This is a genomic window from Streptomyces sp. NPDC087310 (assembly GCF_044744405.1).
Classification (GTDB): domain Bacteria; phylum Actinomycetota; class Actinomycetes; order Streptomycetales; family Streptomycetaceae; genus Streptomyces.
The window spans coordinates 938,824-956,142 of sequence record NZ_JBIUYF010000001.1; the positions used below are offsets into that span (position 1 = coordinate 938,824).

Here is a 17,319-nt window from a genome sequence, read left to right on the forward strand (position 1 = left end):
CGCTCAGATGAGCATTGACATCGACGTCTGAGTTCACTTCTTGAAGGCAGAAAGGGTGGCACGGCGTGCCACCCTTTCCAGAGGTACAGCCATCCCCCCACCTCTCAAGATCCGCTCATCTGAGCCTTTCCATCATCAAACGTGGCGAGAATCACGCCCTCGACACGCCTCCCGGGTGTGACGGATGTGCCCCCGGAGCCGGGCGGCTCCGGGGGCACGGGGTGGTGCGGAGGAGGTGTCAGGAAACCTGCGGGGTCAGGAGGCCCGCGGTGTCAGGAAACCTGCGGGGGCCCGCGGGGTCAGGAGGCCCGCGGGGTCAGCAGGTAGGCGTCCATGACCGTCACCTCGTAACCGTTGCCCTCCGTGTCCTTCAGCGCGCCCTTGAGCGAGACCGAGGTGGCGGACGCGGGGTGGTCCAGCGTGATGCCGCGCTCACCGTTCTCGGTGGTGACGGGCGCCTTCTGCCAGGTGGTACCGCCGTCGTAGGACGCCTCGACCGTCAGGGAGCCGATGCCCTTCCGGGCCGCGTGGCCCTGCACGACGAGCGGGACCCGCAGCGCCGTGCCCGCCTCGGCGGTGCTGGCCAGGGTCAGCTTCGGGGCGAAGCCGAGGGTGGACAGCGGCAGTGCGACCACCGTGTTCCCGGGCGAGGCGGAGGTGAACGTCCACTCGGCGCTGACCCGGGTGGAGACCCGGGAGACCTCGGGCTTGCGCGACGCCTCGATCCGCACCGTGTACGCGGACGACTTGGCCGGCAGCCCGGACATCTGGACGCAGGGGTCGTTGCCCTCCTGGAACATCTCCCCGTCCACCGTCACCGTCGCCTTCACGCCGGCCAGCCCGGAGTGTCCCGGGCGGCCCGAGGTGTCGCTGAACACCGGCTGGCAGACGACCGCGAAGTCCTGGACACGGAGCAGGTCCCCGGCCCGGGCGTCCGGGGAGAAGACACCGACGTTGAGGGTGAGGCCGTAGCTCTCGCCCGCCTCGTACCTCCGGCCCTGGTCCCGGTCGTAGAGGACCTCGTACGCGCCGTCGAAGGGCTCGCCGGCGGGCGCCTGTCCCACGCCGAAGGACCAGCGGTAGCCGGGCGGCGTGGTGACGTACTGCTTCGAGGTGTACGGGAGGGGGACATGGTTGCCCGCTCCGCCGATCCCCATGAAGTCGTTCCACCACATCGGGTGGACCGATCCCACCTTGCCCGGCGCCGGGGCGCCCACCAGCGCCTCGATCTCGGCGAGTTCGCTCCTGTCGGCCTGGTGCGTGAAGCCGTCGTACATGCTGCCGTCACGCGTGTAGAGCAGGCTGTACGTGTCCCCGCCGTCCGCCAGCATGGTGCCGACCTGGGCCTGGAACTCCTTGCCCGACACGCTCCCGCCGACCGAGCCGGTGGAGTAGCCGTCCAGCGAGTTCAGGAGGAACAGGCCGTAGGCGCCGCCGTCGCCGATGTCGAGGTTCCAGGACACCGACGCCTGCACGGGCTCGGTGGCCACCGGGGCCGTGATGGAGAGCGGCTTGGTGTCGCGCCCGTCGAAGACGATGCTCATGTCCTCGGTGACGCTCAGCTTCTGCTGGATCAACTGCGCGACGTCGCTGTCCCGGTCGCCCTTGGGGGTGATGATCGGCGCGTCCACGAGATAGTCGCCCTTGGGCACGCGGAGGGTGACCTTCCCGTCGCCGGTCCACGCTCCGGCCTGCTCGGCGGTGTCGCGGTTGACGAACGCGACGGACGCCTCGGCCGGGTCGCCGTTCCCGTTCAGCAGGTTCACGGTGACGTCGTACGACTCGACCTCACGCGTGACGCCGAAGGCCGTGCGCAGGCTCTGGCCGGTGGCCTTCGCCGCCCCGGCCTCCTTCGCCACCAGCGCGCCGGAGAAGGCGCCGTACTGGTCGCTGACGCGGGTGTCCAGGGTCAGCGCGGCCTTCGCCGTGCCACCGGCGGGCACGGTGACCTGCCGCGTCCCGGCCGTGGCCAGACCCTCGGGTGCGGGACTGCCGTCGGGGCCGACGGCCTCCGCCGCCAGATCGAGGGTGATGTCCTCGGTCCCCTCGTTGCGGTACGTGACCTCCTTGGTGACCGGATCCGATCCCTCCGCCGACCAGCGCTGGGTGCCGAACCCGATCGAGGTCTCCTCGGTGACGACGGTCTGGGTGATCGCCTTCGCCACGTCGGTACGGCCCGTGCCCTGCTGGAACGCCGTCAGCCCCTTGGTGGCGACGGCCGAGGCGGTGAGGGCCCGCTTGAGCCGCTCGCCGCTCCAGTCCGGGTGGCGCTGCGCGAGGATCGCCGCGGCGCCCGCGACATGCGGCGCCGCCATCGACGTACCGCTCATGGCGACGTAGCCGTCGCCCACCGGGGAGCCGAGGGTGCCCTCGGCGGCCTTCGCGGCGACGATGTCCACGCCGGGCGCGGTGATGTCCGGCTTCAGCGAGCCGTCGGCGGACGGTCCCACGGAGGAGAAGTCGGCGATGGCGTCCTCGCGGTCCACGGCCCCGACCGTGAGGGCCGCCGCCGCGCTGCCGGGCGATCCGATGGTGCCCGCGCCGGGGCCCGCGTTGCCCGCCGAGACGACGAAGAGGATGCCGCTGCTCTCGGAGAGCGAGTCGACGGCCTCCTCCAGCGGGTCGATCTCCGCGCCGTCGTAGCCGCCGAGGCTCATGTTCGCGACCTTGGCGCCCTGGTCGGCCGCCCACTGCATCGCGCCGAGGATGGCCGAGTCGGAGCCGTACCCGTCGTCGTCGAAGACCTTGGCGTCCAGGATCCGCGCCTTGGGGGCGACGCCCTTGTACGTTCCGCCGGCCTTGGCGCCGCTGCCCGCGATGGTCGAGGCGACGTGGGTGCCGTGCCCGGCCCGGTCCACGGCGTCGGCGGAGCCGGAGAAGTTCTTCTCCTCGACCTCCACGCCCGCGAGGTCCGGGTGGGTCTGGTCCACGCCGGTGTCGATGACGGCGACCTTCACCCCGTCGCCCTCGTACCCGGCCTCCCACGCGGTGGGCGCGCCGATCTGCGGGACGCTCCTGTCCAGGTCGACCTTGCGCTTGCCGTCGAGCCACACACGGCTGATGCCGGAGGCCGCGATCCGCGCCTCGGCCCTGCCCGCGTCGGCGGTCAGCGCCTGCCACACGCCGTCGGTGCCGTCCTTGGCCGCCGAGAGGGCCTGGCCGTCGACGGCGGGGAGGTTGCGCCCGGCCTTCGCGCCCGCAGCGGCGACGCGCGACTTCGCCGTACCGGCGCCCGCGTTCTTGTACGAGACGATCAGCGGGAGGGTGTCGCGGTGGGCGTCGTCGTACTCCGCCTCGACGAGGCCGGTCACGTCGAACAGCCGCCGGTCCACCGTGCCCTGCCCGACGAGCCGCTGGGCGTCGGTCGGGATCACGTACGTACGGCCGCCGTCCCGGCGCACCGACATCGGTATGTTCTCGCGGCCCTCGGCGGGACGCACCTGGGCCACATTGCCGCGCCGGTCCACGTCGACCCGGTCGCCGGTGATCAGCGTGACCGTGGCCCCGGAGGAAGCGGAATCCGGGCCGGAGCCCTGGCCACCGCCGGGTGCCCCCGGGGTCACGGCGCCGGCGGTGATCGCCGGTCCGGCGGCGAGCGCCACCGCGACGGCGACGGCGCCCGCCCTGTATCCAGCGGATCTGCTGGGTCTGCGCATCGAAGCTGCCCCATCCTTCTCGTCGGAGAGTCAGAGAAAGACGAACGCTGCTGCGACAGTGTGATGATCAGTGGACCGGAATATAACGTTTCGATAACGCGCCTTGGAGGGGCACCCCAGGGGCAACCACCCCGCTCATGGGGCGCGCCCACGTGCATGGGCGGTATTCAGCCGCCGGACGTGTCCAGCTCCGCGTCCGCGCCGAGGCCCGCGCAGTCGTACGGATCCTTCAGCCAGCCGTCCGGCAGGACGACCCGGTTGTTCCCCGACGTACGCCCGCGCGGCCCGTCCGCGCCGTCCGGCCACGGCTGGTCCAGGTCGAGCCCGGCCATCAGCTCGTCCAGCTCCGCGAGCGACGAGGTGATCGCGAGCTGCTTGCGGAGCTGCGACCCGACCGAGAAGCCCTTCAGGTACCAGGCCACGTGCTTACGGAAGTCGATCACCCCGCGGGCCTCGTCCCCGATCCACTCCCCCAGGAGCTGGGCATGGCGCCGCATGACGGTGCCGACCTCGCGCAGCGTCGGCGCCGCGACCGTCCCCGTACCCTCGAACGCCGCCACCAGGTCGCCGAAGAGCCATGGCCGCCCCAGGCAGCCGCGCCCCACGACCACCCCGTCGCAGCCGGTCTCGCGCACCATGCGCAGCGCGTCCCCGGCCGACCAGATGTCGCCGTTGCCGAGCACCGGGATCTCCGGTACGTGCTCCTTGAGGCGCGCGATCGCCTCCCAGTCGGCGGTGCCGCCGTAGTGCTGCGCGGCGGTCCTGCCGTGCAGCGCGATCGCCGTCACCCCCTCCTCGACCGCGATGCGCCCCGCGTCCAGAAACGTGAGGTGGTCGTCGTCGATGCCCTTGCGCATCTTCATCGTCACCGGCAGATCGCCCGCGTTCGAGACGGCCTCGTGCAGGATCGCGCGCAGCAGGGGCCGCTTGTACGGCAGGGCGGAGCCGCCGCCCCTGCGGGTCACCTTGGGCACCGGGCAGCCGAAGTTGAGGTCGATGTGGTCGGCCAGATCCTCGTCCACGATCATGCGGACCGCCTTGCCGACGGTGACCGGATCCACCCCGTAGAGCTGGATCGAACGCGGCGTCTCGGTCGCGTCGAAGTGGATGAGCTGCATGGTCTTCTCGTTGCGCTCGACCAGGGCCCGGGTCGTGATCATCTCGCTGACGAACAGCCCCTTCCCTCCGCTGAACTCCCTGCAGAGGGTGCGGAAGGGGGCATTGGTGATTCCGGCCATGGGCGCGAGCACGACGGGCGGGGTCACGGGGTACGGGCCGATGGTGAGTGGGGCGGTCATCCGGCCATTGTCGCGCACCGGGACATTCATTAGTTAGCCGTACTAGTCAGCCGTACCATCGAGGTATGCCTGAGCTGAGCCCCCGGCGGAAAACACTGGTGCTGGCCGTCTGTTGCCTGAGTCTTCTGATCAGGCACTTCCTCTAAATGCAGTCGACTTGAGGAAGCGGGCCCGGGATGATCGAGACCAGCATGTACGACACTCCGGAAACAACGCCGTACGACGGGTGTGGAAAGTGCCTAGTGGCCACCCGTCGACTTTCACGCCGAACGGACACGACCCATTCCCCGGGCAAGCAGCGCGACAAGATCTTGGGCGCTGCTGATTCTGTCGGAGGTCACGTCATCGCTTGGGCCGATGACTGGGAGGTGTCCGGCTCTACCGACCCCACGACCCGACCTCAGTTCGGCCCGTGGCTGCGGGGGGAGATGGGCCCCTACGACGGAATCGTAGGAGCGGCCGTTGACCGTATCGGCCGTAACTTGCGGGACGTCCTGAACACGGCTTATTCCAATCACGAACTAGGCCGCATTCTGGTAACCGCCGATCATGTAGGAATTTGGGACCTTAACGACCCGGGCGAGGAAAGTGATCTGGCCATCAGGGCTCTTGGGGCCCAGATGGAACATAGGAACATCCGCACGCGAAATCGGGACGAGACGACAAGGTCACGGGATCAGGGACGGAAAAGGGGACCCGTGTCCTACGGATATAGGTACATTCGCAAAACCGCGCTGGGGAAGGCTCTAACCGTCGGACTGGACGATCTGACTTTCGAGAACGACCCCGGAGGCAAGGCTGTTGAAATAGCGCGGAATATGGCTGATCGCTATCTCACTGACGAAACGGGCCTCATCACCCCTTCGAGCGAGGCCGCGATAATGACACGTGCCGGAATTCTGAGCCCCATGGATCGTCGGCGCGTGCAATATGGGCGCGAACCAAAAGGAACCCCGTGGACCGACGTGGTGATTACTCACATTTTTTCCAGTGAGGCAAGCCTTGGGCTGCTTATGCACGACGGTAAGCCCGTGATCGGAGAAGACGGAAAGCCCATCCAAATCGCGCCGCCTCTCTGGAGCCCCGAGACCAGGCGTGCGCTGCTGGCCAAGCTGCGAGCGCACGGGAAGGGCGAGAAGCGGAAGAAGGAGCGCGCCCCGAGAAGCGACTACATGTGCATTTCTCGTTCTTCATGCGGGAATTGCGGATTCCGCATCTATATCGGAGGCAGCCCCCAAAGGCCCTCATACACATGCAAGGCGCGATCCAAGGGGATCGTGGCGCCTGAAACTTGCCCAATATCGCCGACCATGCTGGTTTCGGTAATGGATGCGAAAGTGGGAGAGTGGTTCCTTTTGCGGCATGGGAATGCTGAAATCATGCGAAGCGAGTTCATCCCAGGAACCGGGCACGCGGCTCGAATTAGCGAGCTGGAGGAAAACCGAAAGAGGCTCAGGGAGGACCGGAATGCAGGTCTCTATAATTCCTCCGACGACGCCGAATGGTATCGGTTCACGTACAAGAAAATCCTTGAGGAGATCGAGGAAATTAAAGATCTGCCGGAACTCCCTCCCAGAATTGAATGGGTCCCTACGGGGCGGACGGTGGCGCAGGAATGGAACGCAACCAAGGACAGCGCGAAGCGTCGCGAATTGCTCGCAAAGTTCGATGTTAAGATTGAGCTTCGTTCAACTGGGCTTCAGAAGCGGCTGAAAATCACGAGCATAAACCCTTACTCACCCATTGAGGACGAGACGGACTGAGGGCGCGCCAATAAAGCATGGAAGGGCCCCGGGTGTTTCACTATCCCGGGGCCCTTTCGCGCTTCGAATTCCTTTAAGCCGTAATGACCGGCCTTTGGTACCGCAAGCAAATCCCATTCTTTATGGGCACATTCAGATACTCGATACTCAGTACCGCCCGCGACCCTTTTCCGAGAACGGACAGTTCGGCCATCGAGCTGGACATAACCTCCTCCATGCTCCATCCATTGATGCGCAAACAGAAGAGCCCCAAATGCATTTGCTTCCCAAGCCTGAATGACAATGTATCCGCCATTACATCCACCGCCACAGAGACATTGGTGGCGGCCGTGATCAGCTCAATTCGATCAGTGTCGGTTTTAAGGTCACGCCAGAAGCCCCCCAGTTCGCGTGACACATCCCGCGCCACCGTGGGTGACTCCGTCGTCACTCTCCAGATTGGGCGGTCCATCTGACTTGGCGCTGGTTGATCAAAGTGGAACCATCCCGTGTGCCCATCGTGATCATGCACGCGACCACCCCCCGGGCAGTTCGTCTCGGACGATGGCCCGCAGTTGGGCGAGGTCCTGGGCGATCCCGGCGGCGATCTCTGCTTCGGCCGGGGTGTGGCCGGAGCCGACGTATCGCCAATGCGCTTCGGTGGTGGTGGTGTCCGGGTCGAGGGGTGGCCCGGACGCGGCGGCGCGATGCGCGGTACGGGCCGCGCGCAGTTCGGTGTAGGTGGTGGAGTACTGGCGGCTCTTGGTCAGCGTGTGGCCCCGGTAGCCGAGGGTGTGAGCCCAGGCCCGCAGGCGGAGGTGTTCGAGACCGGCGAGGCCGCCCAGGCGCCAGCACGTGCCCATGAGGACCCTCAGGTGTGCCGACAGCGGGACCAGGTCGAGGTCTTCCGCAGAGCTGATCGGGTAGTCGACGCCGCCCGTCGAGTCGTTGACGCTCTTGGACACGTACTTGGCCACGTACGCGGCCACGGCCTCATCAGTGACGGGGCCGCCGTCCGCGAAGGCCCGCCGGATGGGGTGTACGTCGATCTGCTCACCCCATCCGAAGGTGTGCTCACCGAGGCCGGACACGTAGGGCATGGGAACCTCCGCAGCCGCCGCAGCCGAGCGGACCGCCTCTTCGAGCACATGGGTCGTGGCCCAGCCCGGCGGGGGCGAGCCGGGGCCGTCCGGGCCGTCGAGGCGGATCACGGCATGGAAGTGCACGGCGCCCCGCCGCTGGTATTCCGTGACCTTGGCGAACGACAGCCGGACGTGATCGCTTACGCGTGCTTGGGATGTGCCGGCTGGACCGGCCAGGAAGCGGCGGATGCCCCTCATGGTGCGGTTCCACAGCTCCCCGGCATGGGCGTGCCAGAGCACGTGTGAGGGGTAGTCGTAGCAGTCCGGGCACAGGGGCTGTCCGACCGGCCGGGCGTCGGGGGTGTGGACGAGGCCGCAGCCGACCGGCCGCCCGTGCTCGCAGTGTCCGCCGTCGCGCCGGGGGTGGCAGGGGCCGCCGTCCGGGGTGGCTCGATGCACGGCACCGAATGAGGGGGCGGTCAGGGTGACGAAGAGCCGGGGGTGGGCAGTGACCGTCTCGGGGATGGTCTTGCCGCCGAGGAGCCCGGAGCGGACCAAATGGAAGGTGTCCCCGGAGTGGAGCCGGGAGCAGGGCCCACAGCGGCTCGCACGCCGGTTGCGGCAGCGCACGGCCAGCCGCCCGCCAGGCTCGCTCGTCGTGTCGTAGTCGCGCAGCACGGCGCCCGTGGTGGTGTCGTGGGTGGTGGTGCGGCCGGAGAGGTAGACCGGGTGGGCGCATCCCCCGGTGGCCTTGATCTGATCCAGCCAGCGGGGGAAGCCAGGCTCTTGGACCAGGCGGACCAGGTCGCGTTCCGTCTCAGAGAGAAGGCGCGAACGCCCCGCCCAGTCCAGAGCGGAGCGCCGCGCCTCAGCAGCGGTGACGACGTTCATAGGGGTGGTGACCTTCCTTGCGGGGCAGTCGTGGAGACCGCCGGGGACGAACGGGGAACGGGGCGCATGGAGTTCTCCTTCTGGTGGTTGAGGGAGGGTCAGTGGTTGCGGCGGCGCCGGTCGCGGCAGCAGCGGCAGCGCCGGAGGTGGCCGCCTATGGTGCGGACCCGGACGCGTCGGCAGACCGGGCAGCGGACGTAGCGGTGAGGCATGTACGCACCTCTCGTGAGCGGGTAGCGGGTCAGCCCAGGAGTCTGGAAGTCAGCCACCCGACAAGGTCGTAGATCATGTAGAAGGCTGCTGTCTGGCTGACGTAGAAGCCGCACAGGAAGATCAGCGCGGCCGCCCACCAGTGGACTTCCCGGGCCCGGAGGATCAGGGCGGTCGCCAGCGCGAAGACGAAGGCCAGCGGCAGCGCGGACTCTTCAGGCATGCCGAATGCCGCGAGCATCATGTGGTGTCACCTCCTTGTTCCGTGCCTTGTGCGAGGGCGTCCAGGTGGGGTGTGTGGTGTGCGTTGCGTGCCGCGTGCCGGGCCGCCTCGTCCGGGGTGATCAGCCACGACCGGGCGCGCTGCCAGTGACCGCCGACCGTGGTCACGGCGACGCCTTGTTCGTCCTCCCCGATCGCCAGCGCCACGTCCACCGCGTCGGGCGAGAGGTCACCGAGGGTCATTTCCGCCGTCGCCTCGTCGTGGACCCGGTGGCAGATACGGCCGCCAAGCTGTGCCCGCAGTGCCGTTGCCCCGGGGCCGAGTTCGGACCCGAAGCGCTGGGCAGCTACGACCAGATGCATTCCGAGCGCCGCCCCGAGCTGCGCGAGCCGCAGAAGGAGCGTCGAGCACTCCACCGCTTCCTTGCGACCGGCCAGCGAGGACCCCGCCAGGTAGAGTTCCGCGATCTCGTCCACGATCACCACGACCGGTACCGGCCGGGCGCTTCCGTGGATCTCCCAGATGGAGCGGACCCCGGCAGACCGGCAGACCCTCATACGGTTCTCCAGCTCCGTCACCAGAGCCGTCAGCACGTCCACGGCTTCAGGGCGGGAAGTGGCCAGCGCCGACAGCCGACGCGAGAACAGCCCCAGTTCCAACCCGCCCTTGCAGTCGATGCCGACCAGGGCCACGCGCTGATGCCCCAGTTGGGTGACCAGCGCGGCGAGCAGTGTGGACTTACCCGATTGAGTGGCACCGGCGACAAGCCAGTGGGGAACCTTCCTGAAGTCGATCTCCCAGGGCGAGGCGTCTCCGACACGGCCGACCACGGTCGACAGCACGCGTGCCGGGGGGAGTTGCCGGGCCGGGAGATCTTCCATGTCTTCGAGCGGGTTCCGTGCCGTCGCCATGATCAGGACCTGTCCTCGTTTGTCAGAGATGACTCGAACCGAGTGCATGCGCCAGGCATGCGCGAACGCGTCGGCGCAGGCGATGAACTGTCCGGGGGTCTGCCCCGGGTGGAGATGGACCCGGACGGCCAGGCCCGTGCTGGTCACCAGGGGCAGGCCGAGGCGGGGCGGAAGAGGCCGCAGTGCCACGGCACGCACCATCGAGTCCTTGCCGACCATGGCGTACCGGGGACGCCGTACCACCGACAGGTCGGAGATCTGGCACACCTTGCGCCAGGTCACCAGGACGCGGAGCACGGTCGAGGGGTAGCCGACCAGGTACCACAGCCAGGGCCCGCCCCTCGGACGCTGGAGCCAGACCGGCAGCCGGGGTTGCCACCACCATTGGGACACCAGCCCCAGGGACAGCACGCCCAGGGCTACCCACATGATCACTTCCCAGGTCGTCACTCTTCGTTCCCCTCCCGCATGACCTGACGGAGCGTCAGAATCTCCTCTGCGGTACGGGCCACTTCCAGGGCGTGACTGGCGGTCAGGGTCAGTGCCACGTCCAGGGCCGGGCCGCCGGACACCGCTCCCAGCAGGGAGTCACAGGCGCCGAGGACCTTCATGTCCGATGCCAGGCGATTGGCGAGATGATCAATCCGGGTGCTCATAGCTCGATGCCCTCTCGCTCGCGTGCGTGGAGAAAACCGGCGAGGTCCGCCGCTTCCCTGGTGTCTGTTTCAAGGAGTTGCAGCGCCAGCAGCCGCGCGCTCCGGTCCCGCTGGTTGCGGTCGACCAGGAGCGCCAGCACCGCCAGGCCGGTCAGCCGTTCGAAGAGCGCGTCCCAGTCGTCGTCGCCTCTCGGCTCTCTGACATTCACGGGTGATCACCTCCCGTCGATTTGGTCCGCGCGGCCGGTGCGGGAGCCGTCTGGACCGGCGGCGCGGCCGGGGTGATCCCCGAGGCACGGAAGGAGGTTCCCTTGCGTCCCTCGATCTCCCACGAGACCGCCACCAGGGCGTCAACATGGACCCGCATTCCCTCAGCCAGCCCGGCCGGTTCACCCGGGGTCGCCACTTCGATGACGTCAGCGCGGCGGTTCTCCTTCTGCCGCACGGACACCCCGGTTACGTAGATCGAGTTGCCGTCGCGATCCTTGCGGACCTCCCCTGTCTCGGTGTTGACGCGAGGTTCCGGCGGAACCACAACCATCAGCGATCCAAGGCGCGTTACATCTACTGGGATGTTCTGCATGATCTTCACTCCCTCTCTGGCACACACACTATTATTTGCATTCGCTATGTCTGCGAACGGTTTGCAAATCATGTATCAGGTGGGGTTTGAGTGTCCAGAGGGTTTCAGCGCGTAATCGAGGAATTTGAGCCACGCCGGATCCGGGGCAACCGGGGCCTCAGCTCAGCCGGAACGCCGGAGGATCACAGGGGGAGGAGGGGAGGAGGGGAGGCGGCAGGCCGTCAGCCGTTGCCGCCGGATCACCGCGCCGGGCGCCGGGCCACATGCCGGGCCTCTGCCGAACGCCGCTTGCACAGACCGGGATCACCGCTCGCAGCGTCGCCACACAGAGGGCGCCCGCCGGGCCACCGGTCCGAATCGGTCTGAACTTTCTCTACTTACTCAAGGGCGCGCCTGCGGCGCGCCGGGCGGCGGGCACCCCCGCCCGAGCTGCGGCCTTACGGCCGGTCTCGGTCGAGCACCCGCCGCCCGACTCCCGGGGCATACCCGAGTCGTTCGAAACACACTGCCCGAACACACTGCCCCGGAAAACACACTGCCAGCACTCAGCGAGTGCACCCGTCCGCGTGCTTGCGCTGACGAGGCCCAGCCGAGCCGGGGCCCGGTGCGTACTCCTCCCTGCGGCAGCCGGAGCAGGTCACCCACTGGTGGCCTTGGTCGTCCTCCTCAATCTGCACCTTCCCGCGCCCCGCACTCCGCAGGACCCTTCCAACCACCTTGCGCCGTGCCATTACTTCACCCCTTCCGGTCGGTCTGCCCATCCATGATGGGGTGCCCAGCCCCGGTGGGCCAGGGGAAAACGCGCCCCGCAGATGTGCCGGCTGGGACTGCCAGCCAGCCTCAATACGCGGCTGAGCTGGGCGGTTTACGTGGCCAGCCGTCCGCCGTCCGACCCATGTGCCCAATGCCGATGACCAGGCAGCGACGGGAGGGGAGGGAGGCGGGGCGAGCCCGACCGGCCGTCAGCAGGCCCATACAGGGCGCCCGCCGTACCCCCGCCGTCACGGATGCCGATCGCAAGGCGACCGCACCGCCGGGCCGTGGCCGATGGGGAGCTGGCCGCTGCCGCGATGGGGCCGGGGCCGGTGTGGTCACTCCGTGTCGATGCGCGCCGACCGGGGCCAAGGTGCGTGTCGTTCACCCCTACCGGCCCCGTGGCACGACCGCCGGAACGGGGGCTGGCTGGGCACAGCAGCGCGGCCCCCTCCCGACAGGAAGGGGGCCGCACAAGGAAGTCACGGGCACCGGGGGCGCCACCCGGTGGCACCGCCGACTACCGGAGGTAGCTCACGTGGACGTAGCCCCGCGTCAGCTTGGGCAGACCGCCCGCGCTCCGCGTCTTGAGCACCACGCCCACCCAGTTGGGGTTGTACGAGGGGTGAAAGGTCTCACGGATGAACACCTTGTCACCCCGGTACAGCATCCCCTTGGCCCACCCGTTCAGCGAAGGCTTAGTCCGCAGCCGCAGCCCGTTCACCGCCACCGTCTTGGTCGAGCCCGAAGTGATCTTCGAGACCCCTCCGAACTCAGCCGTTGCGGCAGCCGGAGCCGCAGCAGGAGCGGCAGCAGCACCCGACGCGGTCACCCCCACCACGCCGACCAGAACCGCCACCGCACCAGCCAGGGCAACACCCAGCCGCTTCCCCAACACGTTGATCTTGTCCATGCGTTTGCCTCTCGGCTCGAAGACGACGAGCACCAGGCCGAAGAACCGGCCCGACTCGTCCTGACGAGCCACGAGCATGTTCTTTGCGTTCGCGAAGGTCAAGCAAATATGCAAATCCGCGGGAAGGGGGCCGCTGCTGGATGAACCTTCCTTGCACCCGCACGCGGTGACCCATAGTGAGATCTCAGCGCCGGTCATGTCCGGTTCGCCCAGGCTCTGACATGCCGGCTGGAGCCCAGATTCTCACCGAGGGTGGCGGAGGTTCCAGGTTCGGGACGCGGGGTATCTCAGCGCCGTACGCTTCTGGTATGAGCGAAGCGGGAAGAAGCCTTAAGGACGTGCGCAAGCGTCGTGGACTCACCCAGCGGGAACTATCAGCAGCGTCGGGTGTCTCAGTATCGATCATCCGGAAACTGGAGCAGGGCGAGCGAGACAGCGCACGGCTTGAGACGTTGAGGAAGTTGGCGGCAGCACTCCGCGTGCCAACCATGCGGCTCTCAGCGGGACCAAATGAAGACGGACCGGCAGCCGGTACCGAGGAGCGCTGGAAAGCCGTTCGGTGCGCCCTTGAGCGTCCGCCACTCACACCGGAGCTGGACGACGACATGCCGACCGTGGTGGGTGTCCGACGTGCTCTCAAAGATGCGCAACCGCTTTTCCAGAAGGACAAGTTCGCAGAGCTTGCCGTAGTGCTGCCGCCGCTACTCCGAGACGCGGAAGCCCTGGGTCCAGACGGCCGCGCGGTTCGGGTTCGACTCCTGCAACTTGCCGGATGGCTCATGGTCCAGACAAGACAGTTCGACGCTGCGGAACTAGCGCTCGGTCGCGCACTGGACGACGCGGCAGACCGAATGGAAGGCGCGGCCACGGTCAACACTCAGTGTTGGTTGTTGCTGCGCCAGGGGAAGTTGGACAGTGCGCTTGATCTTGCCGTGCGATGGGCCGATGAAACCGAACCGCGTCTATCCCGTGCGACTCCGTCGGAGCTGAGTACGTGGGGGTGGATGCTCCTTCGCGTGTCTGCGGCAGCCGTACGCAACGAACAGCCGGGGCAGGCTGCCGACTCACTCAGGTTCGCGAAGTCAGCGGCAACCGCGCTTGGCAGGGAGTACGCCCCGGAGAATGATTTTTTGCGCACTTTCGGACCCACAACGGTCAAGCTCAAAGCAGCCGAGAACGCAAGCGTTGTGGACCGGCCGGACGTCGTACTCCGGCTTGCTAACACGATCCCAGCCACGGGCCTTAGGCCAACGAGCAACAATCGCAACCGGCATTTCCTCGATGTCGCCGACGCGTACGCGAAGACCGGCCAACACGGCGAGGGCTTCGACCAGTTGACGAAGATCCAGGAGTCCTCCCCTGAGTGGCTGCCCAATCAGGCGTACGCCCGCACGGTCCTGATGCGCATCGTTCAGGGGCGGCGGACCTTGACCCCTGAAATGCGGCACATGGCTGCCGCCATCCACCTGGAGGTTTAGCCCCACAGTTGGGGTACTTCCCCCTGGCGAGTAGTCAAAGTGCCACAGACAGCGAGCAGTCCACCCTCCTAGCGTGTCGATCCCACCAAGACACCAGGGGTGATCGACTGTGGCACTTCAAAGCACCATGTCGGCCCACTCGACGGAGCCGAGCACCACCCGTGACGGCGACGAGTTGCACGCGCTGATCAAAGCCGGTGGCTTCTGGGGGCTCGCTCCGGACTGGGTACCGCGCACCGGGTACACGGTCCCGGGCAAAGCCATGCTGTACCGGATGTCGCTCCGCCTCCTTGCTCTCTCCGTACCGGGTCCGGGGGAGAAGTGGTGAGCGCCGACACCGGGCAGCCGACCAACTCTGAGCTTCTGTGGCCACCGTGCAAGTGCGGAAATCGCGTGTGCCCGGATGAGCCTCCACCGCTGCACGAGCGTGAAGACGACCGGTCGCACAGTCCCGCGATGAAGAGAATCCGCCCCGGACTGGCTGAGGAGAACATGCGGGCCAATGGCGGTCACCCGTGACCGACCAGCGCCCCTCACTGAACATCAAGGGCGAATTTGCGGAACTCAATCGCCGCATTGACGAGCTCGAACGAACCATCAAAAAGGCCCTGGGTGAACAGGCTTCTTTGAATTCCCAGTTGGCGTTGGTCGGCCTTCAGAATCTCAGCCCGAAAGATTTCTTCGAGCGCATCACGGGATACCCTGCGCCAGATTCGAAAGGGGGGTCATAGTCGTGATAATCCTCCGATGGATCGGTTCATTCGGTTGGGTAATCTTCGTTCTCGGCGTGACCGGCATATGTGCACTCGTCGTCACACTCGCAGTAACGGGCAATCTGTAAGCCCAGGCATTTAGACTCCGTCCCTGTCGGACGTAACCGAATTAGAGGCTCCCCAGCCACTCGATCCGGAATCCCGGCAGGGGCGGGTACTACTCCTTGTAGCTCAGTCAGGAAGAGCCTGAACTAGTGCGATTTCCCGTCCATGGTCAAATCGTGTTCAGAGACTCCGGTTCGAGTCCGGACAAGGGGACTCCCGTCCCGATCATGTACCACCCCCGTGGATGTACCGGGTACGCGGTCGGGACGGGGTTCAAGAAAAATCACTCGAAAATCCAAGACGTAAAGGAAATGGTAAAAATGTGCTCCGGCTGTGGCAGTAACAACATAAAGAAACTGGACCCCGACGAGCAGCCCGACGGGGCCGCTAACCGATGCAACGACTGCCAGCAGGAATGGTAAGCGCCCTAAGCAACCACTAAACCCTCGTCCCGCACATCGGAGAAATAGCGCCAAATGCAACAGGTGGAATACCCGCAGAAAGGCAGCCGGGTAACCGGCGCCGCGCGTAACAAGCTCGGGGCAGACCTGAAGAAGAAATATGACAGAGGTGCGAGTATCCGAGAATTGGCCGAGGAAACGGGTCGATCCTATGGATTCACCCACCGAATACTCAACGAATACGGCGCGGTTTTGCGGGGCAGAGGTGGCGACACGCGAAGCCCGAAGGCTGGGAAACGACGCACAAAGGAAGGCGGGCAGCGCGAATGCGTCGCACTCGAATAGAACTCGAATACCTCACGCAAAGAGTCCACGCGCAGCGGGAGAAAATTACAGCCCGCGCCGCAGATGGTGTCAGCGTCACAAAACTCGCCAAAGAATACCGAGTCGACCGGCGCTGGCTTTCGCGAACCTTGGACGAATGGGGTGCCGCTCGACTTCCCGCCGTCGTCAAGGGCATGGCCAAGCAAGACCCCACCTCCAGACTCCCGAACGGCTGAAATCAAGACAGCGGCAGCCGTACGGGGAGCAAGTGCAGTGCACCACTCCGCCCAAGGAGGGAACACACAAATGATCGACAAGGTCACAGAGAAAGTGGCAGCACGTTCACTCGTGCCTGAGTCGCTTTTCCAGCGACTGACACAACGGCTGGTGTCGAACGCGGCCCTCAAGCCGGAACAGGCCGAGCGGGTCATGGATCAGACACTCGCCTACCTCGCGACGTGCGCCAGCAAAGGCCCCGGAGTTCCCGGACTCAACATGTCACGGGCCGTGGACGCCGGATGGCATACGTTCCTGGAGTACAGCCAGCAGTACGACGAATTCTTTTCGTACCGGCGCTGGCCGAAGGTCCACCACAATCCGTGCGACGGATGGAACGGAGTCACGTATCCCCCGGCCGCGCAGGTACTGCCTCTCACCGTTGCCGCGATCAGCGCGGCGGGCTTCCGAGTCGAATACGACTTATGGACAGCCAAGACGGACTGCGAGGGAGACACGTGTGGCGACGATGGCAACGGCGGAAACGAGCTTCCGTCGTGTGAGCACAGCGTCTGATCTCATGCAGTAAGGGGGCGCCGGTCCGGTCTAACATGGCTGGACCGGTGCCACTCAAAGGAGACGACCATGGGCAGTGAGATCAAAGGAACGGGCAGGGTCAGCGTTTTTCCGCTTACCCACACGTGGGAGCCAAAACGGGTTTGCATCATGGCCTACACGTCAACGGGAGACTTCGGCTCGACGGCCGTAATTGGGTACATCCCGTTCCCCGAAATCGCAGACGCTTCTTTGATGGACATTGCCGCTAGGCACTCGCCAACTCGCGTTTACGGATCTTCGGGCCCCACCGGATTCGCGGAAGCATGCTGGCTCATCAACGCCGGGTCCGGCAGTCGACTGGTTCGCAGCGTTGGTGATCTCCACCTTGAGGAAGTCGGTTGGCACCTTGAGGTAGACGCATCCGTAGACCTGGAAAAGGTCATGTACGGGCACATTGCTTTATCGGCCGGACGCTTCCGATTCGAAGACCCCGACCTGATGGGGAAGGCCAAAGCCCTAATTCCGAAGGGATCTGCTACCTAAGGACTAACGGGGCCAGCAAGCCCGTGCTAGCTTCCGTAGACACAACAAAACAAGGTGGCTCCG

General features: G+C 66.3%; 15 protein-coding genes. 6 read left to right on the top strand and 9 right to left on the bottom strand.

Annotation, left to right across the window (positions count from 1 at the left end; translation table 11 throughout):
• Positions 1-299 precede the first annotated feature (299 nt).
• The gene (locus tag ACIO3P_RS03735) at positions 300-3,656 is read right to left on the bottom strand and encodes a S8 family serine peptidase (protein WP_401850669.1); all 3,357 of its coding nucleotides are present in this window, start codon (positions 3,654-3,656) and stop codon (positions 300-302) included.
• Between the two features lie 167 nt (positions 3,657-3,823).
• Positions 3,824-4,954 carry a tRNA dihydrouridine synthase DusB gene (dusB, locus tag ACIO3P_RS03740; protein WP_401788668.1) on the bottom strand — a complete coding sequence of 377 codons (1,131 nt, stop codon included), beginning with the start codon at positions 4,952-4,954 and terminating at the stop codon, positions 3,824-3,826.
• A 176-nt stretch (positions 4,955-5,130) separates the two neighbouring features.
• Between dusB and ACIO3P_RS03745 the strand changes: the two genes are divergently transcribed.
• Complete coding sequence (locus ACIO3P_RS03745; RefSeq protein WP_401788704.1) at positions 5,131-6,717, top strand: recombinase family protein; 1,587 nt, start codon at positions 5,131-5,133, stop codon at positions 6,715-6,717.
• A 503-nt stretch (positions 6,718-7,220) separates the two neighbouring features.
• Here the strand turns inward: ACIO3P_RS03745 and ACIO3P_RS03750 are convergent.
• The 7 genes from ACIO3P_RS03750 to ACIO3P_RS03780 all read right to left on the bottom strand — a co-directional run bounded on the left by ACIO3P_RS03750 (position 7,221) and on the right by ACIO3P_RS03780 (position 13,020).
• Positions 7,221-8,669 carry a replication initiator gene (locus tag ACIO3P_RS03750; RefSeq protein ID WP_401788701.1) on the bottom strand — a complete coding sequence of 483 codons (1,449 nt, stop codon included), beginning with the start codon at positions 8,667-8,669 and terminating at the stop codon, positions 7,221-7,223.
• 241 nt (positions 8,670-8,910) lie between these two features.
• Positions 8,911-9,123, bottom strand: coding sequence for a hypothetical protein (locus tag ACIO3P_RS03755; RefSeq protein WP_401788699.1), 213 nt, complete (start codon positions 9,121-9,123; stop codon positions 8,911-8,913).
• A complete protein-coding gene (locus tag ACIO3P_RS03760; protein ID WP_401788696.1) occupies positions 9,120-10,463 on the bottom strand; it encodes an FtsK/SpoIIIE domain-containing protein in 1,344 nt (447 codons plus the stop codon). The genes ACIO3P_RS03755 and ACIO3P_RS03760 overlap by 4 nt, the downstream gene beginning before the upstream one ends.
• A complete protein-coding gene (locus ACIO3P_RS03765) occupies positions 10,460-10,669 on the bottom strand; it encodes a hypothetical protein (RefSeq protein ID WP_401788694.1) in 210 nt (69 codons plus the stop codon). Before ACIO3P_RS03765 ends, ACIO3P_RS03760 begins: the two co-directional genes overlap by 4 nt.
• The gene (locus ACIO3P_RS03770; protein ID WP_401788691.1) at positions 10,666-10,878 is read right to left on the bottom strand and encodes a hypothetical protein; all 213 of its coding nucleotides are present in this window, start codon (positions 10,876-10,878) and stop codon (positions 10,666-10,668) included. The genes ACIO3P_RS03765 and ACIO3P_RS03770 overlap by 4 nt, the downstream gene beginning before the upstream one ends.
• Positions 10,875-11,252 carry a hypothetical protein gene (locus ACIO3P_RS03775; RefSeq protein ID WP_401788688.1) on the bottom strand — a complete coding sequence of 126 codons (378 nt, stop codon included), beginning with the start codon at positions 11,250-11,252 and terminating at the stop codon, positions 10,875-10,877. Before ACIO3P_RS03775 ends, ACIO3P_RS03770 begins: the two co-directional genes overlap by 4 nt.
• 1,273 nt (positions 11,253-12,525) lie before the next feature.
• Positions 12,526-13,020: an SH3 domain-containing protein gene (locus ACIO3P_RS03780; protein WP_401788686.1), complete on the bottom strand. Its 495-nt coding sequence runs from the start codon at positions 13,018-13,020 to the stop codon at positions 12,526-12,528.
• Between the two features lie 206 nt (positions 13,021-13,226).
• On the opposite strand from ACIO3P_RS03780, the gene ACIO3P_RS03785 reads away from it, so the two are divergent.
• From ACIO3P_RS03785 to ACIO3P_RS03805, 5 genes are all read left to right on the top strand, one after another.
• Positions 13,227-14,396 carry a helix-turn-helix domain-containing protein gene (locus ACIO3P_RS03785; RefSeq protein ID WP_401850671.1) on the top strand — a complete coding sequence of 390 codons (1,170 nt, stop codon included), beginning with the start codon at positions 13,227-13,229 and terminating at the stop codon, positions 14,394-14,396.
• Positions 14,397-14,505: 109 nt separating this feature from the next.
• Positions 14,506-14,724, top strand: a complete 219-nt coding sequence (locus ACIO3P_RS03790) for a hypothetical protein (RefSeq protein ID WP_401788681.1) — start codon at positions 14,506-14,508, stop codon at positions 14,722-14,724.
• 187 nt (positions 14,725-14,911) lie between these two features.
• A complete protein-coding gene (locus ACIO3P_RS03795; RefSeq protein ID WP_401788678.1) occupies positions 14,912-15,127 on the top strand; it encodes a hypothetical protein in 216 nt (71 codons plus the stop codon).
• Between the two features lie 563 nt (positions 15,128-15,690).
• On the top strand, positions 15,691-15,960 hold the full coding sequence (locus ACIO3P_RS03800) for a helix-turn-helix domain-containing protein (RefSeq protein ID WP_401788675.1): 270 nt from the start codon (positions 15,691-15,693) through the stop codon (positions 15,958-15,960).
• A gap of 285 nt (positions 15,961-16,245) precedes the next feature.
• The gene (locus ACIO3P_RS03805; protein ID WP_401788673.1) at positions 16,246-16,731 is read left to right on the top strand and encodes a hypothetical protein; all 486 of its coding nucleotides are present in this window, start codon (positions 16,246-16,248) and stop codon (positions 16,729-16,731) included.
• The last annotated feature ends 588 nt before the right edge of the window (positions 16,732-17,319 follow it).